This window comes from Enterobacter wuhouensis, assembly GCF_004331265.1.
Classification (GTDB): Bacteria; Pseudomonadota; Gammaproteobacteria; order Enterobacterales; family Enterobacteriaceae; genus Enterobacter; species Enterobacter wuhouensis.
In genome coordinates, this window is record NZ_SJOO01000011.1 from 87,005 (window position 1) to 110,607 (window position 23,603).

The following is a 23,603-nucleotide window of genomic DNA, read 5'->3' on the forward strand; positions in this document are numbered from 1 at the left end:
CACACTTATGCGAATCAGCAGTCTCTATAACTCCGACGCCATGATGGCGCAGCTTGGCACCAACGGAACGCGCATCAGCAAGCTGATGGAGCAAATGGCCACCCAGAAGCGAATTAACGTTCCTTCGGACGATCCGGTTGCGGCCACGCGTCTGGTGCAGTTGAACCGCGAACAATCCGCGATCCAGCAGTATCAAAACAATATTAAAGGCCTGAGCGGTTCGCTTTCCAGCCAGGAAGCGAACGTCACTGCCATGAAAGATCAGCTGCTGGCGCTGAACGATAAGCTCGTATCGGCGGCAAACGGCGGCGCGCTGAGCGATGAAGACATGGCCAGCTATGGCAATGAGCTTTCTTCCATGCTCGATTCGCTGGTGGCCTCGCTGAATGCCCAGAACGAAAGCGGCGGCTATCTCTTCTCCGGCACCAAAACCGATACCAAACCGGTTGTCTGGGATGAGTCGCAGGGAAAATATGTCTATCAGGGCAATAACGGCACGCGTGAAACCACGGTGGCGAACGGCGTAAACGTGACGGAAAACACCAGCGCGGTTGGGGCGTTTTCCGGCAACGGTGACGATCTGGAAATGCTCAACAAGCTGAAGGCCCTGAGCGATAAAATGCAGGACCCGGCGCTGTCGGTAACGGATTATCAGGACGATCTTAACGAGATGCTGACGCTGTCGGGCCAGTCTCGCGATAAGGTTGCCGGGTTACTGACCGATCTGGGCGGTCGTCAGAACCGCCTGACCATGCTTGACGATGCCCATACGGACGTCAGCATGGCGAACGATCAGGTGGTTCGCGATCTGTCCGATACCGACTGGGCGACCACCAGTATTAATCTGCAGCTGTATACCAACTCCGTGCAGATCACCAACAAAGCGTACAGCATGATCAGTCAGCTTTCGCTCTTCAGCATGTTGTAATCGTTATGCAAGTCGGCTTAAAAACGAACTCGTTATCCACGACTCAAACCCCGGTCAGAACCACGCCGGGGGCAGCTTCGCCCATTGCGCGAACGGAACATCTTGATAAAACCCGGCGCAGCGCGCCGGTATTCCCGGAGTCGGCGCTGCTTTCGCGACGCCCTTTGCGCTATAACGTTCAGCTTAACCAGCAGCTGACGGCGGTACAGAAGGCGGAAGATTATCTCTCCGAAGCGGAAAACCAGCTTCTGGTGCTACGCCATCAGGCCATGCGCGGCAACGGCGATGAGCAGGCCGCGACGGTGCATAGCCTGCTCCAGCAGCGCAGCAGGCTGTCGGGCGGTACGGTCGATCGCAACTTCAACGTGACGCTGCAGCAAAAGAGCAAAGTGAACTTTTCGCTGCCGGGCATGGAGAAGGTGCTGGAGCAGACGCCGGGCGAAACCCTGGTGTTCGCGCTCGGCGGCAGCAAGCGGGAGCTTACCGCCGTTGCCATTCCGGCAGAGGCGACCCCGCGTCAGGCGCTGGTCCACCTGAACGTGGGGCTGGGTCGTCTGGGCATTCACGCATCGTTAGGCGATGACGGCAGCGCGGTTTTTCAGGTGGATGAAGCCCGCTGGGGGCGGGTGAGCCAGCATTTGAGCGTGCGGGGGGAAGGGCAACAGTTCCCGGCGGATGCGTTTACGCTGCTGGCGCCGCGGGCCGAAGCGAGCCGCGAAGATGATATTAGCCAGATCGGCAGCCAGTGGGAGCGGGGGGCAAGCGGTAAGCTTCAGCAAACGCTGGAGCAAATTACCCGCGAACGAAGCAAATTGCATCAGCACCAGGAGCGCGTGTCGTCGCGCATTCAGGACATGGCTACGGCGTACAGCCCCCGCGAGGCGCTGGAGACTTCGCGCGCGCTCAGCGGCGCGCTGGCAAAGAGCGGTAACCAGTACGGTCTGCTGTCGAAAGCCCTGGCGGCGCAGGGAAATATTTCGCTATCGACGGTGAAGAATCTGCTGGGGTAACGCCTCTCCCGCGGGGCTAATGCGAGCAGTGAACAATCCCCTCGCCCCGCCGGAGAGAGGGTTAGGGTGAGGGCAGAGTGCGGGCGAGAAACGTCTCATTTGCGCAGCGGGTAGAGGAAAATGGCGCCGCTTTGCCCGACAACCAGCGGCTGATTGCCGACATAAACGGGCTGCATCCAGAAATCGATGTGCATTAGCATATCCACCAGACCATCAATCATCAGCCCTTTTTGCGCCGCGCTGTAGTAAATAGGCGTGTAGGAGAAGAACCGCTTGCCGTGCTGCTCGTTGATTTCGGTGAATTTCCCCTTCAGCACAAACCGGTTATCGTTCGGGTTGGTGATGGTCGTTAAAATGGCGTGGTTAACGGTCTGCATATGCGAATCGTAAATCTCTTTACGGCGCGACATCAGATCGTAGAAACCCAGCTGTAAAAAACCTTCGACATCCGCCTGTGGGGCAGCGGATGGGGTTAAAAACCGCACCCCTGAAAATACTGCCCCAGCGATCAGAAGGTATGACAAGAGCCATTTCCAGTTAAGAACAGACTTCCATCTCACTGATTTTCCTCCTCGTTTCACGCAATATCAGGTTGTTTAACTGTGTCGGGTCAATTCGCCAGTGGTAGATCGCCATCACCAGCTGTTTTTTGTCACACGGGCTTCGGAGCGCGAAGGTGTAGTTCAGCGTCTGGTCCACGCTCTGGTAAAAGATCGTCATGGTGATGGACTGGGACTTGTTCTGCTGGTTGATGGCATACAGCGTATCTTTGATCTTGCTGTAAAAGTCCTCTTTGTTCATCGCCAGTCGATTGGCTTCTGAAATCTCATAGATGCGGATATTGCTGTAAACCCCGGGCTCCTGCTCGGTGGCGACCAGCCTTGAGCCATGCGAGTTGGCGTACTGCCATCCGGCGACCGCGCTGGCGACGACCACCGCAACGAAAAGCAAAAGCATCATCATGCGCTGATGCAGGCGCGATCGCGCGTGTTCCTGCGGTGCCACTGCCTCCTGCGTCAAAACCGGGGCATCTGGCTCGGGCAGTTCAGCTGGTTCTATTTCGGCAGGGAGGAGAGCGGTCTCTTCAGCACGTTCTTCTTCGACGTCCGCTGGGATTGCGCTAGCGGATTGATCCGTCTCGTCACTTTCATGCTCAACGAAGCGACACCAGGCCTGCTCCAGCAAATACCCCTTTTTGGGAACCGTTTTTATTATTTTCTGTTTTTTTCCATCATCTTCCAGCGCCGTGCGCAATGCGTGTATCGCATTGGGAAGACTGTTATTTCCTATCACCCGACGTTCCCAGACGAGGGTAGTCAGTTCTTCGCGAGTGAGTATTTTCCCGGCGTTTTCCGCCAGGACGTCGAGCAGCTTTAATTGATACTCACCGAGTCTTTTGCGTTCGCCGGAAACAAGGCTGATGATAGATCCTGAAGGTAAATCTATTAACCAGTTATTGACCGCGTAATATGTTTTAGTCATGGCAAGTGATGGTAACGACCCACTCCTGAAGCATTTAATTTGCCCGGCATCGCGCGCTAAATGCACGAAATGCTTAATGTAAATTAATGATTAAATCCGTTTAAAATTCATAGAGAATTGCCGCTTGCCTGCGGAAAGAGTGCAAAGAAAAGGCGTGTCAGGGGGATGAAATATGAAAAATCCTGCATTTTAGCGGAAGTTTCACCTGGCAAATCAGGCCAATTCTTAGGCTTGTTTAGGAAGTTTCACTTCCGAGGCACATTTTTACGCTATAAAAGTGTGATGTGCAACAAATTATTAAGTTAATAATTCGAATCTGTATTAAGACGATTCGTTAAAAGTTAAAGGGTGTAGCGTGTTGATCGTTTATTTAACAACTGACCTTGGCTTGTAAATGGAATGTTTTTTAAGGACGGCGTGCGAATGAGATTCTTTTCATTATTAAGATTAAAACGTAAGAAAATGTAATGTCATTTAAGAAGCGGCGTACTTGTGTCGCTTTAAATCCCCTTCTTTTTTTTAATGTTATTTCAATCCTTCTTTATTGCTGCTCTTATAAATAGCCATCAGCAGAAAAAAATAATTTTTTTTCGTCTTCGATTTAATTCGCGGGTGGGGTGTGTCGTTTTACTTGAGTACCAGAGAGAAGAACCTGACAGACAGGTTCATAAGGAGAATTCTAAAATGGCACTTTCTATTTTCACTAACGCTTCATCCATGGCTTCCGTTAACGCGCTGAATAAATCTAACAGCATGCTGTCCACCGCAATGGAGCGTCTGGGTACCGGTAAACGCATTAACTCTGCCGCTGACGATGCTGCAGGCCTGCAGATTGCAACCCGCCTCCAGGGCCAGACCAACGGCATGGCGGTTGCACAGCGCAACATCTCTGACGCAACTGCGCTGCTGCAGACCGCTGAAGGTGCTTTCGACGAAGTAAGCAACATCATGTACCGCATGAAAGACCTCGCCACCCAGGCAGCGAACGACACCAACGGCCCTGAAGATCGTAAAGCGCTGCAGTCTGAAATGGACGAGCTGAACAACGAGCTGAACAACATCATGGGTAACACCAAATACGCGGGTGAAAGCCTGTTCGCAAGCGGCGGTAAATTCGCAAGCGCGATGAACTTCCAGATCGGTGCATCCGAAGGTGAGAGCCTGGAAGTTAACGTGAGCACAGATCTGGCAGCGGTGAAAGGCGCAAGCGGCCTGCAGGCGCTGACCGCATCTGGCGGTATCACCAGCGTTTCTGGCGCTCAGGGCATGATCACCAAAATCGAAGGCGCGATTTCTCAGGTTGGTACCCTGCGTTCTAAACTGGGTGCGAACATCAACCGTCTGGGCCACACCGCGGCTAACCTGGCGAACATGAAGGACAACACCGACCTGGCGCTGGGCAACATCCGCGACGCTGACTTCGCGTCAGAGGCGTCAAGCATGACCCGTAACCAGATGCTGGCACAGACCAGTATGTCCATGCTGAAACAGTCCAACAGCATGTCCGGTATGGTGATGTCCCTGCTGGGCTAATCCACCGCACCGTTTAAAAAAACACCGCTGTAAGGCGGTGTTTTTGTTTGCGGCGTTTCCCTTCCTTTATTTCCCCCTGGGGGAAAGTCGCCTTCCTTCATAATCGTAACTACCTGAATTTTAAAAACATAAAAGTTGGCACGGTGTTTGCTTAATACGCTCATGGTTTAGCAACAGGTGCGAAAGGAGAAAACAAAATGGCAGATTTCAGCAGTATTGATCCCGCGACGCTGGCCAAGCAGCTGGCGACCTACGACATCGCATCGTTGCAGAACCAGATAACGAGCAAAACGTCGACCATGAATGCGCAGAAAAAAGCGCTCGACGCGTTAAAAACGGCGCTGACCGACTTCCGCACGGCGATGAGCGGGCTGAACAAAACCGGCGAAGGGATGCTGAAAAACATCGCCAGCATGAGCCGCGAAGGCGTTGCGAACGTGACGGCAGGCTCCAGCGCGCTGAAGGGAACCTACAACATCGAAGTGGATCAGCTGGCATCTGCCCACCAGATCGGCTTCGAAAAAATGACCGACGACGCCATTAAAAATGCCTCCGGTACGATGGATATCACGCTCGGCGAAGGTTCTGCGGCCAAAACCATTACCGTTGACCTGACGGACATGGAGAGCCTGAGCGATCTGACAAAAGCCATCAACGGCGACAAGGATAACCCAGGCGTCACGGCGTCGCTGATTCGTACCGACGGCGAAGTCACGCTGATGCTGAGCAGCGATGAGAGCGGATCGAAAAATAAGATTTCCGTCACCAGCCCGAACGGTCTGGATTTTTCCGCCCCGAAAGAGATTTCGAAAGCCGCCGATTCCATCATCAAGATGGGAGAGATGACCTTCACCAACAGCTCTAACACGCTCGATAAGCTGATTGACGGCGTGACCATCGAGCTGACGTCGGTCACGGAAAAAGACAAACCGCTGACCATCTCTGTGAGCACCGATAACGCGGGAACAAAAGAGCAGCTTCAGACCTTTATTGACTCTTATAACACCCTGCAGGACACGCTAAGCAAGCTGACGAAAAGCGGTAATGGAGACGACGAAACCCGCGGTGCGTTTGCCGGTGACGCCACCATGTCATCGCTGGATCGCGAACTGAACGACGTTATGCGCCAGGTGTTCGGCGACAAGCATATGTCTGATTTTGGCATCACCGCCGACCGTGAAGGAAAGCTGCAGATAGACAGTAAAAAGCTGGATGCTGCGATCAAAGCCGATCCGCAAAAGCTCAACGATCTGTTCAACGGCAAAGAGGGAATGCTGACGGCGGTGGATAAAACGCTCGACCGTTACCTCAACTCAACGTCTGGCCTGCTGAAAGGGCGCCAGGAAGTGCTGGATCGCCAGCAGAAAGACATTGATACCAAAACCGAAGCCATGAATGCCCGCTTCGACTCCTCTCAGGCGCGCTATCTGAAGCAGTTTACCCAGCTGCAAAAAGCGATGGCGCAGATGAACAACACCATGGGCATGTTTGGTTTAGCTTAAGGAAATAACCGCGTTTATGTACGGGAACGAACAGCAGGGCTACGGCCACTATCAGCAATCCGATCTGGCGATTCAGGCCGCCGCAGCAAATCCGCATCAGCTGGTGCTTATGCTGTTTAACGGCCTGATGGACGAACTGGTGCGCGCAAAAAGCCACATCGCCGCGCGTCGCTACGACCGCAAAGTGCAGAGCGTGAATAAATGCATCGACATCCTCAATGCATTGACCAGCTCGCTGGACTTTGAAAAGGGCGGCGAGCTGGCGCTGAGCCTGGCCAATCTTTACGACTACTGCGTCTATCGTCTCTACGATGCCAGCCACAAGCTCTCGGTCGCCAGCGTGGAAGAAGTGGAGGTGATCCTCCGCAATCTTCAGGACGGCTGGGAAAAAATGGGGCAGCAGAATGGATGATATTCAGGTTATGCGTTTTCTGGCGCGTTCCCTGGAGCATGCGGCCAGTCAGCACGACTGGCCGAAAATGCAGGAGGTTGATGCTCAGATTGCCGGGCTGCTGACGTCGCTGAAAGGGCAGGCGCTGAGCGCGGACAAACGCGACGCGCTTGCTGCGCTTCAGCAGACACATACCCGGGTCAGCCAGTTTTGTCAGGTACAAAGCGAGGCGCTGGAAAAACAGATTGCCCGCACGCGTCGCAATCAGGAAGGGGCAACGGCCTACGCGCTGTTCTCCAGCGAAGAGGATTTTGGGCAATGAACCTGATGCTTTCGCAAATGACCCAGCTTCCCGTTGCGGCCGAGCCCGCCGAAACGCCAGCCGTGTTGCCCGCGGTGAGCGCGGCAGGTGACATGCCGGTGGATACCGGCGCCAGCGTCGAGGCGCAACCGGCGTTTAATGATGCGCTGCTTAACATTATTAACTCCCTGATGGGGGGAGAGCAGCAGCGCGATACGGCTATGGTGCTGGCGGACGTGAAATCTACCGACGATGACGATAAGCCCGAGCATCACGCCGACGCCAGGCCGCGCGTTGAGGATCTTATTGGCTCTCCGCAGCAGCTGCTGGACGCGCTGTTGGCGGCAAGCCAGCTGCCCGTCAAAACGCTCAACGCCACGACGAACAGCGTACCGCTGGCGGGCGACGCGCTGAAAATGCAGGGCGTCAACGCGGGGCAGCCGTCAATGACGGCACAGCCGCAGCCCGCGCTGACCAGCGTCGTACCCGAGCCGGTGACGGATGCGGTAAAACCCGCGATCGCGGACGTTGCTAAACCGCTGATGTCGGTTGTCCCTGCGGTTGGGCAACCCGCCGTGGCGCAGACGTTTACCAGCACACTTGAAAAACAGACGGTCAATCTTCCGTCCATCAAGATGGATGCGGATGAGGCGAAGTGGGCGCAGCAGCTGCACGGCGCTCTCAGTGACCGCCTGCAGCTGCAGGTCAAAAACCAGGTGCAGCATGCCACCATCCGCCTCGATCCGCCGGAGATGGGCAAAGTTGATATCTCGCTGCAAATCGAGAACGGACGCATGCAGGTGCATATCAGCGCCAGCAACGGTGAAACCTACCGCGCACTGCAGCAGATAAGCAATGAGCTGCGCCAGAGCCTGACGGAACAGAATTTCGTGCAGGTGAACGTGCAGGTTTCTTCCCAGTCAGGGCAATCGCAGCAGGGGCGCGGGCAGCAGCAGATGAATGCGCCGCAGGATAACCCGGCGGCGGGCGCGGAGATTGCCGCAGACCAGACGCGGTCGGCATTCAACCAAGACGATTCAGTATTACTTACGGTGTAAACAAAACCACATGACCATAAAGACATTTTCATTGGGGCTGGTGATTGCCTTAATCGCCGCCATTTTTGCCGCCGTTCTCACCGTCCTGGGAACGCATCTCCTGAGTCAGGATGAGGGCAAGCTTTCTGCCATCAGCAGCATGTTCTCCTCCACAGAAGAGAGCTCGGTGGAGTTTGTAGAGATCAAGAACGTGGTCGTGACCCTGAAAAGCCACGGTGATTCAGAGCGCTACCTGCTGCTGGAGCTGGCGCTGGCGACCCATTCGGCGAACGATACCCGCCGTGCGGAAGAGCTTTCGCCCGCCATTCGCGGGGCGACGGTGAACCTGCTGTCGTCCATGGAATACGACACGGTGCGCGCCATGAGCGTGGAGCTGCTGCACGACAAGCTGATGCAGGCCTACGAGGAGCGTTTCCAGAGCCTCAACACGCGGATGCCGTTTAAGGACGTGATCATCAGCAAAATGGTTTTCCAGTAAGTCGCGGCAGCTGATGGAAATGATGGATTTTATTGCTGATGACTCGCTGACCCCGGCGGATGAAGCGCGTTACGTCAACGCTTATCTGCCGCTGGTGCACCGGATAGTGAAGCAGCTTTCGTGGCAGACCAGCAGCGTGATGGATAAAGAGGACATGGAGCAAATTGCGCTGATGGGGCTTTTGACGTCGCTTCGGCGCTACGGTCATCCCGACGAGCAGTTTGGGGCCTATGCGGCACAACGCATTCGCGGTGCGGTCCTTGATGAGCTGCGCGAGCTGGACTGGCGCCCGCGCCGGCTGCGTCAGAAAAGTCACAAGATCAATGACGCCATCCGGGAAGTGACGCGCAAACTCGGCAGAACGCCGAGCTTTGAGGATCTCAGCGAACATCTTTCTATCACTGCAGAGGAGTACCACGAGTATTTGCTGCTGGACTGCGCGAAGACGCTGGAGAGTCTTGATGATTTATTGGGTGAAGATGCCCTGAATGGCACCCTGAATAGCCGTTCGCTGGAGGACGAAATGGTCACCAGCGGGACGTTACGGGCTGCGCTGGCAAGCCTTGATGAGCGTGAGCAGTTGATTCTCACCCTCTATTACCAGCAAGAGATGAGCTTAAAAGAGATTGCGTTAGTCCTCGACCTTACCGAGGCGCGCGTCTGTCAGCTCAATAAAAAGATCGCTCAGAAGATCCAGTGTTTTTTCCAGAAGTGAAAGGTATATGCAAAAGTTTCTCGGTATTTTCATTATTTTCGCCTGCGTCGTAGGCGGTTTTCTTATGTCCGGCGGGCGCCTGGCCTCGTTCTGGCAGCCCGGTGAGATCATCATTATTCTCGGCGCCGGTATGGGGGCGATGGTGCTTGCTAACCCTAAAGCGGTTCTGGCGGAGATGTACCGCCAGTTTCGCGGCATTATGCGCAAAAACGAATATACCGATGAGTACCAGCGCCAGCTGCTGATGCTGCTGTATGAACTGCTCGAGCTGGTGCAGGACGGCGGCCTGAAGGTGCTGGATGAGCATATCGAAGTGCCGGAAAGCAGCCCGCTGTTCCAGAAGTACCCGCTGATCCTGCAGAACAAAGCGATCATCACCTTTATTGCCGATAACTTCCGCCTGATGGCGATGGGTAAAATCAACGAGCACGAGCTGGAGGGCATCCTCGAGCAGGAGCTGGTGGCGATGGAAGAAAACCTTCTGCAGCCGTCCCGTTCCCTGCAGCGTACGGCAGAGGCGATGCCGGGCTTCGGCATCTGCGCGGCGGTACTGGGGATCATTATTACCATGCAGTCCATTGACGGCTCCATTGCCGTGATCGGCGTAAAAGTGGCGGCCGCGCTGGTGGGCACCTTCCTCGGCGTCTTCTTCTGCTACTGCCTGATGGACCCGGTGGCGAACGCCATGGAGCAGCGCACCAAAAAGCAGATGGCGGTTATCGAATGCGTGCGTACCGTGCTGGTTAATCATGTGGCGGGTAAACCGACGCTGCTGGCGGTGGATGCCGGGCGCAAAATGCTGCCGCTGGATTCGAAGCCAACCTTCGCCACGCTGGACGGCTGGGTGAATCAAATGACGGGTGAATCCTGATGCGGGGCAATCGCGGAAAAGAACACACCACGATCATCAAACGCTCCTCGCGCAAAAGCCATGATGCCTTTCATGGCGGCGCGTGGAAGGTGGCGTTTGCCGACTTTACCCTGGCCATGATGGCGCTGTTTATGGTGCTGTGGATCATGGGGTCGGTAACCGAAGAGGAGCGTAAAGAGATCGTCTCCCAGCTAAACGGCCAGTCGATTTTCGATGGACAAACGCTGTCGCCTATCACCCAGCCGCACGGGATGGGCGGCAAGATTGCCGTGACCGAAAAACGCGATACCGACGCGCAAAAGAACAAGCACCATAAAGAGGCCGCTACGCCAGCCGCTATGGCGAAAAGTGAAAGCCTGGACGATGTGAAATCGCGTTCTCAGAACGAGATTGAAGATCTCGCCCGCATCATCATGAAAATCACCTCAGCCTATGATGCACAGTCAAACCTCAAAATTGAGATTGTGCCGCAAGGGTTGCGCATCCTGATCACCGACGATCGGAAGCGAGAGATGTTCCAGCGCAGCAGCGCGATCCTGACGCCGTTCTTCAAGCGGCTGTTAACGGAGTTCGCCCCCGCGCTGAACAAGATCGACAACAAGATCATCATTACCGGACACACGGATGCGACCCGCTTTCGCGATCAGGATCTCTACAACAACTGGAACCTGTCGGGAGAGCGCGCCATGCAGGCCCGCAAGGTATTAACCCATGCCGGTCTGGATCAGAGCAAAGTGCTGCAGGTCAGCGGGATGGCGGATCAGATGCTGATCGACCCTGATAATCCCCTTAGCTCATCGAATCGACGCATTGAGATTATGGTGCTCACCCAGTCTGCCAGCGAATCGCTGTATCAATTCTTTGGCCAGCACGGTGAAAAAGTGATTAAGCCGATAGTCGACAGACTCTCGCAGCAGAATTAAACGGTTTTACGATGTCCACCTTTATTCAAATCCAGAAGCTGGCGTGTCTGGCCCTTATCGTCGGGCTGATGATGGCGTTGAGTGCGCCCGTCGAGGCGGCCCCGCGCAGCCAGATAAAAACCGAGGCGGAAAAGGAAAAAGCCTCGAAGGCCAGAATGCGTAATAAAGCACTGCTGCTAAAAAAAACGCAGCTGCGCGTGACGGTCGTGCCCTTAACGCCGGAACAGAAGCGACGTGAAAGCGAAAAGCGACGCCTTGAACGGGCGGAAAACCGCGAATGGCTGGCGATGCACAAGCGCTGGCAGCCGGGCAGGTTGTCCACCGATATGATCTGGGAGCCGCTGCCGGGAGAGAAAATCAGCCCACGGCTACAGGCCTCGTTAAAGAAGGTGATCTTTCAGCTGCAAAAGCAGATAGGAAAACCCTACGTCTGGGGCGGGCAAACGCCTGAAGAGGGGTTTGACTGCAGCGGCCTGGTCTTTTACGCCTTTAACCCCGTGCTAAGCCGCAACCTGCCGCGTACCGCTAACGGTATGTTCCAGGATAGAACCTTACGCCCGATACGGCAGGAAAAACTGCGCCGTGGCGACCTGGTCTTTTTCAACATCAACCAGCGGCCTGGGGCTGACCACGTCGGCGTTTATATCGGCGAAGGGCAGTTTATCGAGGCCCCGCGCACCGGGCTGACTATCCGCGTAAGCCAATTATCCGACGCTTTCTGGCAGGACCACTACCTCGGTGCCCGCCGGATATTAACTGAAGAGGCCGTGCTGTGACGGCCTGACGCTGAATACCCCCTCAAGGTATGCGCCGCCAGGGATGGCCCCCTTATTCAAGAGTGACTGAGAACCTTTTTATGAACCAGATGCGTAAAAAATTCGCCATTGATGATGGCTCCACCAACGTAAAAATCAGCTGGATTGAGAACGGCACGCTGAAAACCGTCGTCTCCCCGAACTCCTTCCGCAAAGACTGGAAGAGTGCGGCCCTGCTGCGCGGCCAGGCGGTGCATAACTACACCATCGGCACCACCAAATACACCTACGACGCCACCTCCGATAAGGCTCTCTCCACGACCCATATCGACTACCAGTACGACGATTTAAACCTGCTGGCGGTGCACCACGCCCTGCTGCAAACGGGCGTTGAACCGTGCGACGTGGAGGTTATTGTTACGCTGCCAATTACCCAGTTCTACAACCCGGACGACTGCCAGCGTAACGAGGAGCGCATCGAGGCGAAGCGCAAAAACCTGATGCGCGACATTACGCTGAACAAAGGTGAACTGTTCCGCATTGTCGACGTACAGGTAATGCCGGAAAGCCTGCCCGCCGCGCTCTCGCACCTTCTCAACTCGAACGTGAATGAATTTACGAAGTCGCTGGTGATTGACTGCGGCGGGACCACGCTGGATATGGGCGTGATTGTCGGTGAATTCGACGACGTGTCGGCGATTTACGGTAACAACGAGATCGGCGTGGCGATGGTGACGGATGCTACCCGCAAGCTGCTGGCCGCTGCGGACAGCGATTCCAGCTATCTGGTGGCAAACGAGCTGATCAAGCGCCGTCACGATCTCGATTTTGTACGCAGCGTGATTAACGATGAGTCCCGCATCGACGAGATCCTGGAGAAGATTGCCATCAAGATCCAGGAGCTGGGCGACCAGGTGGCCTACGAAGCGAAGAAATTCGCCAAGAACCCGAACCGCGTCTATCTGGTCGGCGGCGGCGCGCACCTGATTGAAGGGGCGATCCGCGAGGTGTATGCGACGCTCGGTGACCGCGTTGTCAGTATCGATAACCCGCAGAGCGCGCTGTCCCGCGAAATTTGCCTTTATCACTCCGAATCAGGGGCGCAGAGCGTAGAAGAACCCCTGATGGCAGAGGTGGGTGAGGATGCGTAAGGGGCAGATTCGCCGCGTCAATCTGTCTCTTCACCTGACGCCGGAGCAGTCGCATGCGGATCTGCGTGCGATGCAGCAGCTCCAGCAGTGGCACCAGTCGGTGAATCAGTCGGCAAGCGTTGATGATTCAAATATGGAAATTCGCGCGTTTCATCGCGACGTCTACCTGGCGGGGCTGCAGCTGTTTCTGATGGACCCCGCGCTTTGTCACCATGTGGCCGAGTCGCTGGGGCGCGAAAATCTCACTCTTGAGACGTTGCTGAGTGAACTTCAGCCCGAGTTGAAGCCGGATGCGCCGTCGGCGCAGCTGGAGGAGCTGCAAAAAATTCGCGACGAAGTGGCTGCGCTCAGGCCGCTGATGGAACAGCACAAGCTGGCGCTGCAGCAGCTGCGGCTGGCGGCGAAAAACGTCAGTGCGCCAGCGCCGGAGCGCGATAATATTGAAGTGAGCAAGGTTGACGCGCCGGTAGAAAAAATGCAGAAAATTCGCCAGAAAGGGATTTTCTGAAGCGGTCATTTGCCCGGTTGCGCTGTGCTAACCGGGCAGGAACAGATCGAACGCTATCAGGTAATGACCATCGGCCAGTCTGGGGGCGTGTGGCTCATTGCTTCAACCATCACCACTTTAATGTTTTCCCACACGGCGGCGATATCCAGCAGGGTAATTCCCAGCAGGCCGGTCGCGAACCAGCAGGCTGCGCCAACGCCCAACAGGGTACTGATCACCGCCAGGCCGGCGTAGTCAGATTTACGAAACTGAATGTTCAGCGTGCTGGCTAAAAACATCAAAACCGCGCTGAATAATGGCCAGCGCAGGAGAACCATGCTGGTGGTAATGGTTGCCATAGAACCCATCCTCAACAAAACAGACGAACTGGAATGAAACGGTGTTTTTCGTTACATAAGATGTGTGAACTATATCACACTTGCTGTTTTATTCGCCAGTGTCTGAGAAGGGGGTCATCTGCCCTGGGTGTGGCGTGGCAGATTTTCTTGCCGGTGTTCAGCAGGCGCAACGCTCTCGCTCATGGCGTCTGATTATTTATAAATCAACGCTAAAAATAGCCGCGAGGAAATAGCAGAAAATTTCATGTTCATGTTGTACTTTTTTCATGCTGCGAGAAGTATGGCTTAATCAAAGATCCTCTGTTGTGTTATCTTAAAACCTCCTGTCCATGCTGGATAATTATTTTCCTTAATTGAAACGGAACGAATACTTTCAGTTTAGCTTACGGGAAAATATTATCGTCATAACTAAAATTAAGATTTTTAATACCAAAAGTCAGTTGCTAACTTCGTATGATTCATGCAACGTAATCACCTCTTTAACTAAGCATCCGGCCTTCATAACTACAGGCGTACAAAGTGCAGGGATATAGGGCGGGAAATGAATCGTAGCGCGCGGCGCAAGATGCTCAGGATCGTAGGGATTATCATGGTAGTGATGCTACCGGTGATGCTTGCGCTATGGTTTGCCCAGCTAAGAGCCGTGTCCGAAACAAGCGCCCAGCTACGCACCTTCGCTGAACTGGCTTTAGATAAAACAGAGCTGGTTATTCATCAGGTTGATCTGGCTCGGGACGACGCCGAAAAATATCAGGGTAAACTTTGTACGCCGGACCATCGTCAATATATGTTGAACGTTGTTCGGGGCCGTCTTTTTGTCGCCGATTTAATTTATGCCGAAGGTCAGAATTTTCTTTGTTCGACCGCGATGACGCCCGATCGCCCTTACGCAATTCCTGCCGCGAATTACAAACGTAAACCCGACGTTGCCATCTATTATTATCGCGATACGCCATTTTTTACTGGCTATAAAATGACGTATATGCAACGCGGCAATTATGTCGTCGTGGTTAATCCGCTTTCATACAGCGAAGTGATGTCGTCCGATCATTCACTCGCGTGGGGTGTCTATGACACGGTGACCAACGCCTTTTTTTCCGTGAGTCAGACAACCAATGCCGCTTTATTAAATTCGATGATTCGACATAAGGAATCGTCATTTCAAAAAGATGGCCGCTTTTATACGGTCGTGAATTCCGGCAAACGTCCCATTGCTGCCATTGTATCGACGTCCAATAAGCGCTTTTATGAAATCCTCTATCACCAGGCCACATTGACGCTGCCGCTGGGGATGATCTGCAGCATCATTATTCTGCTGGTGTGGTCGCGTACCCATCGTGAGCTTAATTCGCCGGGACGTTTGCTGCACAGGGCGCTAAACAAGCGCCAGCTTTGCGTACACTATCAGCCGATTATCGATATCAAGAATAATCAGTGCGTTGGGGCGGAAGCCCTGCTGCGCTGGCCAGGCTTTAACGGACAGGTGATGAGCCCGGCGGAGTTCATTCCGCTGGCGGAAAAAGAGGGGATGATTGAGCGCATTACGGACTATGTCGTTGAGGAAGTGTTCAGCGACCTGGGGCATTTTCTGGCCGCCCATCCGCATCTGTATATTTCAATCAACCTGTCGGCCTCTGATTTCCACTCCTCACGCCTGATCGCCATGATATCCGACAAAGCGCGGCACTACTCGGTGCGCGCGCAGCAAATCAAAATAGAGGTGACGGAACGCGGGTTTATCGACGTGCCTAAAACCACGCCGGTCATTCAGGCTTTCCGCCAGGCTGGGTATGAGGTGGCGATCGATGATTTCGGTACGGGGTACTCTAACCTGCACAACCTCTACTCGCTGAACGTCGATATCCTGAAAATCGACAAATCCTTCATCGACACCTTAACGACCAACAGCACCAGCCATCTGATTGCTGAGCACATTATCGAGATGGCGCAGAGCCTGCGGCTTAAAACCATTGCGGAAGGTGTCGAAACGGCTGAGCAGGTGAGCTGGCTGTTAAAGCGCGGCGTGCAGTTCTGTCAGGGATGGCACTTTGCGAAAGCGATGCCGCCCCAGGAATTTATGACCTGGCAGCAGCAACCTTTGCGCTGATACGCTTTAGTTCAGCTGATGGCGGTAATCGCTCGGCGTGCGGTCAAACTCGCGGCGGAATACGCGGGAGAAGGTTTGTTGCGACACGTAGCCCAAATCCATCGCGATGTCGAAAATCGGCCGCTGCGTCGATCGCAGCGCCTGCGCCGCCAGCAGCAGCCTGCGCTGGCGAATGTACTCGCCCAGCGTCTGATGCATGACGGTGCGGAACATTCTCTGTAAATACCACTTCGAATAGCCCGATTTTTTAGCGACCACATCAATGTTCAACGGTTGGTCGATATGTTCATCAATCCATTCAATAAGCGTCTGAATAATCTGCTGATGCGACATAAGGTTGCCCCTCTGTAGATACAACTATCTCTGTTGATTCGTCGTTTTGTCTGCGGGGGAGTATAATTCCTCAAGTTAACTTGAGGTAAAGAGGTTTTATGGAAAAGAGATTGCCGCGAATAAAAGCGCTGTTAACCCCGGGCGAAGTGGCGAAGCGAAGCGGCGTGGCGGTATCGGCGCTCCACTTCTATGAAAGCAAAGGATTAATTAAAAGTATCCGTAATGCCGGCAACCAGCGGCGCTACACCCGCGATGTGCTCCGCTACGTGGCGATTATCAAAATAGCGCAACGCATCGGGATCCCCCTGGCGACCATTGGCGATGCGTTCGGCGTTCTGCCGGAGGGGCATACGCTGAGCGCGAAGGAGTGGAAACACCTTTCTTCCCAATGGCGGGAGGAGCTTGACCGCCGTATCCACACGCTTGTGGCGCTGCGCGACGAGCTGGACGGCTGCATCGGCTGCGGGTGTTTGTCGCGCAGCGATTGTCCGCTGCGTAACCCGGGCGACAGGCTGGGCGAGCAGGGGACGGGGGCGCGGCTGCTGGAGGAGGACTGAATGTGCGGCCGGTTTGCCGGGTGGCGGCTGCGCCTTACCCGGCCTACAAAACCGAGAACGTAGGCCGGGTAAGCGAAGGGTCACCCGGCAAAAAGCATTATAAAGAACTAAAGCGCCACAAAGGGCGCTTTAGTTTTTCCCGGTCTTTGTCTTTCTCTCTATCCCGCTGGTTCACGGGAGGGTTTCCCCCGACATCAGCACCCCTCGTGTCGAGCTGGTTGATGAGGTTCCGGTTTGTGCTGACACTTTAATTCTATGCAGCCCCCGAATTTTCGCCAGCGCGAACGACTGCTTTTTAGCCAAAATTTTTTCGCGATGTTATTCGATTTTCTATAGTTAAGAAGTATGAATCACAGGAGAACACCATGCTAAAGGTCCACCATCTCAACCAGTCGCGCTCGCACCGGGTGATCTGGGCGCTTGAAGAGCTTGCCCTTCCCTACGAGATCGTCCGCTACCAGCGCGAAAAAACCATGCTGGCTCCTGAATCGCTTAAAAAAGTGCACCCGCTGGGCAAATCGCCGGTGCTGGAGGACAACGGGCTGATCCTCGCCGAGTCCGGCGCTATTCTGGAATATCTTCAGGAAACCTACGATCCCGAATCCCGACTCAAGCCGTTAGATCCTGCGCATAAGGTGCAGTACCGCTTCTGGCTGCACTACGCCGAAGGTTCCCTGATGCCGCTGCTGCTGATGAAATTAGTGTTCAGCAGCCTGGGTAAACCGCCCGTGCCGTTTGGCATGAGAACGCTGGGTAAAGCGCTGGGGCAGGGCGTACAAAAAGCGTACCTCAACCGCCAGCTGGAAACGCACGCCCGCTTTATTGAATCGCATCTTGCTGAAAACAGCTGGTTTGCAGGCGAAGCGCTCAGCATGGCGGATATTCAGATGAGTTTCCCCATCTTTGCCCTGCTGGCGCGCGGCGGAATTGAAAACTTGCCGCATACCCAGGCGTGGAAGACGAAGGTTGAGAACAGCCCAGGCTGGCAGAGAACGCTTCAACAGGGCGGTCCGCTCACGATCCCCGGTGAAGGGTAAACCGTAACGAAATTGCGCATGGACGATAACGTTTGCGCATCCTCTGATTATTTCTTCATCGCCATAAGGGAATTTTAGCGAAAAACGAGAAAGTTCAGTTGAAAAGGGCGGGTATTAGGCTAGATAATCGTTTGCCTAAAATTGACCACCCGTTTTGTAAGCGCGGAGCTAAACGTTTGCTTTTTTTGTGACGCCCCTTTCGTCGCAAACGCAGCACAAGGATTAGACGTTTTGCTGGCAGTGGAGTCTCCACCACGCTTGCGGACTTTCTATAAAAACTCTCAGGGGATGTTTTCTATGTCTACGCCATCTGCGCGTACTGGCGGTTCGCTTGACGCCATGTTTAAAATTTCTGCTCGCGGCAGCACCGTGCGTCAGGAAGTCGTTGCCGGTCTGACAACGTTTCTGGCGATGGTGTACTCCGTTATCGTGGTGCCGGGCATGCTGGGTAAAGCGGGCTTCCCGCCGGCTGCCGTCTTTGTCGCCACCTGCCTCGTCGCCGGCGTGGGCTCCATCGTGATGGGCCTGTGGGCGAACCTGCCGTTGGCGATCGGCTGCGCCATCTCTCTGACCGCGTTTACCGCGTTCAGCCTGGTATTGGGCCAGCACATCAGCGTGCCGGTTGCGCTGGGCGCCGTGTTCCTGATGGGCGTATTGTTTACCGTAATTTCCGCCACCGGCATCCGCAGCTGGATTTTGCGCAACCTGCCGCAGGGCGTGGCGCACGGTACGGGCATTGGTATCGGCCTGTTCCTGCTGCTGATCGCCGCGAACGGCGTGGGTCTGGTCATTAAGAACCCGCTGGACGGCCTGCCGGTTGCGCTGGGCCACTTCGCGAGCTTCCCGGTGATCATGTCGCTGGTGGGGCTGGCGGTGATTATCGGGCTGGAAAAACTGAAGGTGCCGGGCGGCATTTTGCTGACCATTATCGGCGTCTCCATCGTTGGCCTGATCTTCGATCCAACCGTCCACTTCTCCGGTATTTTCGCCATGCCGTCGCTGAGCGATGACAAAGGCAACTCCCTGATTGGCAGCCTGGACATCGTGGGCGCGCTGAACCCGGTGATCCTGCCGAGCGTGCTGGCGCTGGTGATGACGGCGGTGTTTGACGCCACCGGCACCATCCGCGCGGTGGCCGGCCAGGCGAACCTGCTGGATAAAGACGGCCAGATTATCGACGGCGGCAAAGCGCTGACCACCGACTCCCTGAGCAGCGTCTTCTCGGGCCTGGTGGGCGCGGCGCCTGCGGCGGTGTACATCGAGTCCGCAGCGGGCACGGCGGCAGGCGGTAAAACCGGCCTGACGGCGATCACCGTCGGCGTGCTGTTCCTGCTGATCCTGTTCCTCTCGCCGCTCTCTTACCTGGTCCCGGCTTATGCAACCGCACCGGCGCTGATGTACGTTGGCCTGCTGATGCTGAGCAACGTGGCGAAAATCGACTTTGCGGACTTCGTTGACGCGATGTCTGGCCTGATCACCGCGGTATTTATCGTGCTGACCTGCAACATCGTGACCGGCATCATGATCGGTTTCGCCTCGCTGGTGATTGGTCGCCTGGTGTCCGGTGAATGGCGCAAGCTGAACATCGGCACCGTCGTTATCGCTATCGCACTGGTCGCGTTCTACGCGGGCGGCTGGGCAATCTAAGTTGACCATTGATGCGAAAACGGGTGGCTCAGGCCGCCCGTTTTTATTTTCCGGACTCATCCCGTTGCCTTTTGCGTTACTCTGGAGAGGATAGAATAAGAGGCACGACGCCTTAGGTTTGGCTTATAAGCAATACAGCAAACAGGGAACGCATGGAAATCTTCTTCACAATACTCATCATGACCCTTGTGGTCTCGCTATCCGGGGTGGTTACACGCGTACTGCCCTTTCAAATTCCCCTGCCATTAATGCAAATTGCCATCGGCGCGCTGCTGGCGTGGCCGACGTTTGGCCTGCACGTCGAGTTCGACCCGGAACTGTTCCTCGTGCTGTTTATTCCGCCGCTGCTGTTTGCCGATGGCTGGAAAACCCCCACGCGCGAATTTCTGGAGCATGGCCGGGAGATCTTCGGCCTGGCCCTGGCGCTGGTGGTTGTTACCGTGGTCGGGATTGGCTTCCTGATCTACTGGATGGTGCCGGGCATTCCGTTAATACCCGCCTTTGCGCTGGCAGCCGTGCTGTCGCCAACCGATGCCGTGGCGCTTTCCGGCATTGTGGGCGAAGGCCGTATTCCGAAGAAAATCATGGGCATTTTGCAGGGCGAGGCGCTGATGAACGACGCCTCTGGCCTGGTGGCCCTGAAGTTTGCCGTGGCGGTTGCCATGGGCACCATGGTCTTTACCGTCGGCGGCGCGACCCTGGAGTTCTTCAAGGTGGCGATCGGCGGCATCCTGGCCGGCTTCGTGGTGAGCTGGCTGTACGGTCGCTCGCTGCGCTTCCTCAGCCGCTGGGGCGGCGATGAGCCCGCCACGCAGATCGTTCTGCTGTTCCTGCTGCCGTTTGCTTCGTACCTGATTGCTGAACACATCGGCGTGTCGGGCATTCTGGCGGCGGTAGCGGCAGGGATGACCATCACCCGCTCCGGCGTAATGCGCCGCGCGCCGCTGGCGATGCGCCTGCGTGCCAACAGCACCTGGGCGATGCTCGAGTTCGTGTTTAACGGCATGGTGTTCCTGCTGCTGGGCCTGCAGTTGCCCGGCATTCTGGAGACCTCACTGGTGGCGGCAGAGGCCGACCCGAACGTTGAAACCTGGCTGCTGTTCACCGATATCGTGCTGATCTATATGGCGCTGATGCTGGTGCGTTTTGGCTGGCTGTGGACGATGAAGAAGTTCAGCGTGCGCTTCCTGACCAAAAAGCCGATGGAGTTCGGTTCATGGTCAACGCGTGAGCTGCTGATTGCCTCATTTGCGGGGGTGCGCGGGGCCATTACCCTTGCCGGTGTGCTCTCTATTCCACTGCTGTTACCGACGGGGGACGTCTTCCCGGCGCGCTACGAGCTGGTATTCCTGGCGGCAGGCGTGATTCTGTTCTCGCTGTTCGTTGGCGTGATCATGCTGCCTATTCTGCTGCAGCACATTGAGGTGGGCGACTCCTCTCAGCAGCACAAAGAGGAACGCATTGCCCGCGCCGCGACCGCCGAAGTGGCGATTGTGGCGATCCAGAAGATGGAAGAACGCCTGGCCGCGGATGCGGAAGAGAACATCGACAATCAGCTGCTGACGGAGGTCAGTTCCCGCGTGATCGGTAACCTGCGCCGCCGCGCGGACGGGCGTAACGACGTGGAAAGCTCGCTGCAGGAGGAGAACCTTGAACGCCGGTTCCGCCTGGCGGCGCTGCGCTCCGAGCGCGCCGAGCTGTACCACCTGCGCGCCACGCGGCAGATCAGCAACGAGACGCTGCAAAAGCTGCTGCACGATCTGGACCTGCTGGAAGCGCTGTTGATAGAGAATCAGTAGCGCTTTTGCCCCTCACCCCAACCCCTCTCCCCACAGGGGCGAGGGGCTCGATCGGTTCCCTCTCCCCTGTGGGGAGAGGGTTAGGGTGAGGGGTCAGGGCACCCAAAACCCTTCACAGCACTGCAGCCACGCCTGCGCGCTGTGCGACAGATACACCCCTTCGCGCCAGATCATCCCCAGCTGCCAGTGCAGGTCGCTCTCAAGCGGTATCCAGCGCAGCGTGTTTTTATCCAGCCGCTCGCAGATAGGCTGCGGCAGAATGGCAATCCCCACGCCTGCCTGCACCATCGCCGCCAGAAAATCCCACTGGCCGCTGCGCACCGCAATGCGCGGCTTGACGTTGTGGTGGTTAAACAGCGCCATCAGCTGGCGGCTTAAGGCGAAATCTTCGTTGTAAATCAGCAAAGGATGTTCGCCCAGCAGCTCGGGCTTCACCGAGTCTATCGTCAGCCAGTCGCCGGATCGCGGCACCAGCACGCACAGCGGGTGGCTAAAGAGCGGCAGCGTCGCCAGCCCGCTCTCTTCCTCAACGGGTAACGCGGTCATGGCTACGTCCAGTTCGCCGTTAGTGACCGCCTGCTGTACGGTTAAGCCGCCAAACTCGGAAATCTTCAGCTCAACGCCGGGATAGCGCTGGCGAAACAGGCCAATGGGACCGGCCATCATCATGCCGACCATCGGCGGAATGCCGAGGCGCAGCAGGCCTTTCGTCAGGTGATTGATGTCGCCAAGCTCGGCCTCCAGCTGGCGAAACTCCGCCAGGATCGCCAGCCCGCGCTCGAATACCACGCGCCCGGTATCGGTCAGCAGCAGCCTGCGCCCGTCGCGGATCAGCAGGGTGCAGTTCAGTTCATCTTCGAGGTTTTTCAACATCTTGCTGATGGTGGGCTGGGTAACAAACAACTTCTCCGCTGCACGGGTAAAACTTTGCTGGCGAACCACCTCGACAAAATAGCGCAGCGTTCTTATGTCCATGATTATTCCTCGAAACTATACCTTCGATGATTTTAATTCATTTCAGTCCACACCGTGCGGTCTCTATACTGGCGCCTCGTCTCATTTTTGAGGAAAACCCCCATGGCCGTGGCGTTAGGTCGTGTTACGCCTACCGTTGTGCAACGACTCCAGGTACCGGTTCAGGTACTGCTCTACGCGGGACTGTTTGTTTTCGCAGAATATCTTGTCGGCTGGCTGCATCTGCCTCTGCCCGCCAACCTTGTCGGCATGGTGCTGATGCTGACGCTCATTCTGTGTCGCGTTATTCCCCTTCGCTGGGTACGCGCCGGGGCGCGCTGGCTGCTGGCGGAGATGCTGCTGTTCTTTGTGCCCGCCGTGGTGGCGGTGGTGAACTACGCGCAGCTGCTGATGGTCGACGGCTGGCGCATCTTCGCGGTGATCGCCCTAAGCACGCTGATGGTGCTGGGGGCGACCGCCTGGGTGGTGGATAAAGTGTATCGCTTTGAAATCAGCAGGCAGAAGCATGACTAACTTTCAGATTAGCGTGCTGTGCCTGGCTGCCACGCTGATTATCTACTTTGCCAACAAGCGGCTGTACCGCCGCTTTCACGCCTTGCCGCTGATGCCGCTGGTGTTCACGCCGATCCTGCTGGTGCTGATGCTGGTCTTCGGGCATATCTCCTGGCAGAACTACATTGGTGAATCCCACTGGCTGCTGTGGCTGCTCGGCCCGGCGACCATCGCCTTTGCCGTCCCTGTCTATGACAACCTCGCCATTATCAAACGCCACTGGATGTCGCTGAGCGCGGGCGTGATTACCGCCACGGTGGTGGCGGTGTGCAGCTCCGTCTGGCTGGCGCGGCTGTTCACCCTGTCTGATGAAATCCAGCGCAGCCTGGCCGTGCGCTCGGTGACCACGCCGTTTGCGCTGGCTGCCGCCAAACCGCTCGGCGGGCAGCCGGATCTGGTGGCGCTGTTTGTGGTCGTCACGGGCGTGTTCGGCATGGCGGTCGGCGATATGCTGTTCCTGCGCCTGTCGATCCGTGAAGGGATGGCAAAGGGGGCTGGGTTCGGCGCGGCGTCGCACGGCGCGGGAACGGCGCGTTCGTATGAGCTGGGCCAGCAGGAAGGGGTGGTTGCAAGCCTGGTGATGATGCTTTCAGGCGTGGTGATGGTGCTGATTGCGCCGCTGGTGGCGTGGGTGATGTTTTAAGCTCCCCGG

At 56.0% G+C, this 23,603-nt stretch carries 26 protein-coding genes; 21 read left to right on the forward strand and 5 right to left on the reverse strand.

Features of this window, described 5'->3' with window-relative positions:
- The first annotated feature begins 7 nt into the window (after positions 1-7).
- Positions 8-928, forward strand: coding sequence for a flagellar hook-associated protein FlgL (gene flgL, locus E0L20_RS19770; protein WP_131635429.1), 921 nt, complete (start codon positions 8-10; stop codon positions 926-928).
- Between the two features lie 5 nt (positions 929-933).
- Positions 934-1,938 carry a hypothetical protein gene (locus E0L20_RS19775; RefSeq protein ID WP_165500730.1) on the forward strand — a complete coding sequence of 335 codons (1,005 nt, stop codon included), beginning with the start codon at positions 934-936 and terminating at the stop codon, positions 1,936-1,938.
- 95 nt (positions 1,939-2,033) lie between these two features.
- On the opposite strand, the gene E0L20_RS19780 is transcribed toward E0L20_RS19775, so the two are convergent.
- Both E0L20_RS19780 and E0L20_RS19785 read right to left on the reverse strand, forming a co-directional pair.
- The gene (locus E0L20_RS19780; RefSeq protein ID WP_242673422.1) at positions 2,034-2,462 is read right to left on the reverse strand and encodes a hypothetical protein; all 429 of its coding nucleotides are present in this window, start codon (positions 2,460-2,462) and stop codon (positions 2,034-2,036) included.
- Positions 2,463-2,475: 13 nt separating this feature from the next.
- A complete protein-coding gene (locus E0L20_RS19785) occupies positions 2,476-3,420 on the reverse strand; it encodes a winged helix-turn-helix domain-containing protein (protein WP_131635432.1) in 945 nt (314 codons plus the stop codon).
- A 684-nt stretch (positions 3,421-4,104) separates the two neighbouring features.
- Between E0L20_RS19785 and E0L20_RS19790 the strand changes: the two genes are divergently transcribed.
- From E0L20_RS19790 to E0L20_RS19845, 12 genes are all read left to right on the forward strand, one after another.
- Positions 4,105-4,953, forward strand: a complete 849-nt coding sequence (locus tag E0L20_RS19790) for a flagellin N-terminal helical domain-containing protein (protein WP_131635433.1) — start codon at positions 4,105-4,107, stop codon at positions 4,951-4,953.
- Positions 4,954-5,150: 197 nt separating this feature from the next.
- Positions 5,151-6,455 (forward strand): flagellar filament capping protein FliD, encoded by a 1,305-nt coding sequence (gene fliD, locus E0L20_RS19795; RefSeq protein ID WP_131635434.1) that lies wholly within the window; start codon positions 5,151-5,153, stop codon positions 6,453-6,455.
- Between the two features lie 16 nt (positions 6,456-6,471).
- On the forward strand, positions 6,472-6,867 hold the full coding sequence (gene fliS, locus E0L20_RS19800) for a flagellar export chaperone FliS (RefSeq protein WP_119937873.1): 396 nt from the start codon (positions 6,472-6,474) through the stop codon (positions 6,865-6,867).
- Positions 6,860-7,168, forward strand: coding sequence for a hypothetical protein (locus tag E0L20_RS19805; RefSeq protein WP_131635435.1), 309 nt, complete (start codon positions 6,860-6,862; stop codon positions 7,166-7,168). The genes fliS and E0L20_RS19805 overlap by 8 nt, the downstream gene beginning before the upstream one ends.
- Complete coding sequence (locus E0L20_RS19810) at positions 7,165-8,205, forward strand: flagellar hook-length control protein FliK (protein WP_242673423.1); 1,041 nt, start codon at positions 7,165-7,167, stop codon at positions 8,203-8,205. Before E0L20_RS19805 ends, E0L20_RS19810 begins: the two co-directional genes overlap by 4 nt.
- A 10-nt stretch (positions 8,206-8,215) precedes the next feature.
- Positions 8,216-8,683, forward strand: coding sequence for a flagellar basal body-associated FliL family protein (locus E0L20_RS19815; RefSeq protein ID WP_131635436.1), 468 nt, complete (start codon positions 8,216-8,218; stop codon positions 8,681-8,683).
- Between the two features lie 13 nt (positions 8,684-8,696).
- Positions 8,697-9,398, forward strand: a complete 702-nt coding sequence (locus tag E0L20_RS19820; protein WP_131635437.1) for a FliA/WhiG family RNA polymerase sigma factor — start codon at positions 8,697-8,699, stop codon at positions 9,396-9,398.
- Between the two features lie 7 nt (positions 9,399-9,405).
- Positions 9,406-10,269, forward strand: coding sequence for a flagellar motor stator protein MotA (gene motA / locus E0L20_RS19825; protein WP_131635438.1), 864 nt, complete (start codon positions 9,406-9,408; stop codon positions 10,267-10,269).
- Positions 10,269-11,192 carry a putative lateral flagellar export/assembly protein LafU gene (lafU, locus tag E0L20_RS19830; protein WP_131635439.1) on the forward strand — a complete coding sequence of 308 codons (924 nt, stop codon included), beginning with the start codon at positions 10,269-10,271 and terminating at the stop codon, positions 11,190-11,192. Before motA ends, lafU begins: the two co-directional genes overlap by 1 nt.
- Positions 11,193-11,203: 11 nt before the next feature.
- Positions 11,204-11,968, forward strand: coding sequence for a C40 family peptidase (locus tag E0L20_RS19835; protein WP_131635440.1), 765 nt, complete (start codon positions 11,204-11,206; stop codon positions 11,966-11,968).
- An 80-nt stretch (positions 11,969-12,048) separates the two neighbouring features.
- Complete coding sequence (gene parM / locus E0L20_RS19840; RefSeq protein ID WP_131635441.1) at positions 12,049-13,098, forward strand: plasmid segregation protein ParM domain-containing protein; 1,050 nt, start codon at positions 12,049-12,051, stop codon at positions 13,096-13,098.
- Positions 13,091-13,606 carry a hypothetical protein gene (locus tag E0L20_RS19845; RefSeq protein ID WP_131635442.1) on the forward strand — a complete coding sequence of 172 codons (516 nt, stop codon included), beginning with the start codon at positions 13,091-13,093 and terminating at the stop codon, positions 13,604-13,606. Before parM ends, E0L20_RS19845 begins: the two co-directional genes overlap by 8 nt.
- Before the next feature lie 56 nt (positions 13,607-13,662).
- Here E0L20_RS19845 and E0L20_RS19850 read toward each other — a convergent pair whose 3' ends face one another.
- Positions 13,663-13,944, reverse strand: coding sequence for a YjcB family protein (locus E0L20_RS19850; protein WP_131635443.1), 282 nt, complete (start codon positions 13,942-13,944; stop codon positions 13,663-13,665).
- 541 nt (positions 13,945-14,485) lie between these two features.
- On the opposite strand from E0L20_RS19850, the gene E0L20_RS19855 reads away from it, so the two are divergent.
- The gene (locus E0L20_RS19855) at positions 14,486-16,051 is read left to right on the forward strand and encodes an EAL domain-containing protein (protein WP_131635444.1); all 1,566 of its coding nucleotides are present in this window, start codon (positions 14,486-14,488) and stop codon (positions 16,049-16,051) included.
- A gap of 6 nt (positions 16,052-16,057) precedes the next feature.
- On the opposite strand, the gene soxS is transcribed toward E0L20_RS19855, so the two are convergent.
- Positions 16,058-16,384 carry a superoxide response transcriptional regulator SoxS gene (soxS, locus tag E0L20_RS19860; protein ID WP_013095071.1) on the reverse strand — a complete coding sequence of 109 codons (327 nt, stop codon included), beginning with the start codon at positions 16,382-16,384 and terminating at the stop codon, positions 16,058-16,060.
- Between the two features lie 98 nt (positions 16,385-16,482).
- Between soxS and soxR the strand changes: the two genes are divergently transcribed.
- The 4 genes from soxR to E0L20_RS19880 all read left to right on the forward strand — a co-directional run bounded on the left by soxR (position 16,483) and on the right by E0L20_RS19880 (position 21,424).
- The gene (soxR, locus tag E0L20_RS19865) at positions 16,483-16,941 is read left to right on the forward strand and encodes a redox-sensitive transcriptional activator SoxR (protein ID WP_131635445.1); all 459 of its coding nucleotides are present in this window, start codon (positions 16,483-16,485) and stop codon (positions 16,939-16,941) included.
- Between the two features lie 365 nt (positions 16,942-17,306).
- Positions 17,307-17,978 (forward strand): glutathione S-transferase family protein, encoded by a 672-nt coding sequence (locus E0L20_RS19870; RefSeq protein ID WP_131635446.1) that lies wholly within the window; start codon positions 17,307-17,309, stop codon positions 17,976-17,978.
- A gap of 297 nt (positions 17,979-18,275) precedes the next feature.
- Positions 18,276-19,625 carry a guanine/hypoxanthine transporter GhxP gene (ghxP, locus tag E0L20_RS19875; protein WP_131635447.1) on the forward strand — a complete coding sequence of 450 codons (1,350 nt, stop codon included), beginning with the start codon at positions 18,276-18,278 and terminating at the stop codon, positions 19,623-19,625.
- A gap of 152 nt (positions 19,626-19,777) precedes the next feature.
- Positions 19,778-21,424: a Na+/H+ antiporter gene (locus E0L20_RS19880; RefSeq protein ID WP_131635448.1), complete on the forward strand. Its 1,647-nt coding sequence runs from the start codon at positions 19,778-19,780 to the stop codon at positions 21,422-21,424.
- A gap of 93 nt (positions 21,425-21,517) precedes the next feature.
- Here E0L20_RS19880 and E0L20_RS19885 read toward each other — a convergent pair whose 3' ends face one another.
- A complete protein-coding gene (locus E0L20_RS19885) occupies positions 21,518-22,399 on the reverse strand; it encodes a LysR family transcriptional regulator (RefSeq protein WP_131635449.1) in 882 nt (293 codons plus the stop codon).
- 102 nt (positions 22,400-22,501) lie between these two features.
- On the opposite strand from E0L20_RS19885, the gene E0L20_RS19890 reads away from it, so the two are divergent.
- The gene (locus E0L20_RS19890) at positions 22,502-22,912 is read left to right on the forward strand and encodes a CidA/LrgA family protein (RefSeq protein WP_131635450.1); all 411 of its coding nucleotides are present in this window, start codon (positions 22,502-22,504) and stop codon (positions 22,910-22,912) included.
- On the forward strand, positions 22,905-23,594 hold the full coding sequence (locus E0L20_RS19895) for an LrgB family protein (protein ID WP_131635451.1): 690 nt from the start codon (positions 22,905-22,907) through the stop codon (positions 23,592-23,594). The genes E0L20_RS19890 and E0L20_RS19895 overlap by 8 nt, the downstream gene beginning before the upstream one ends.
- The last annotated feature ends 9 nt before the right edge of the window (positions 23,595-23,603 follow it).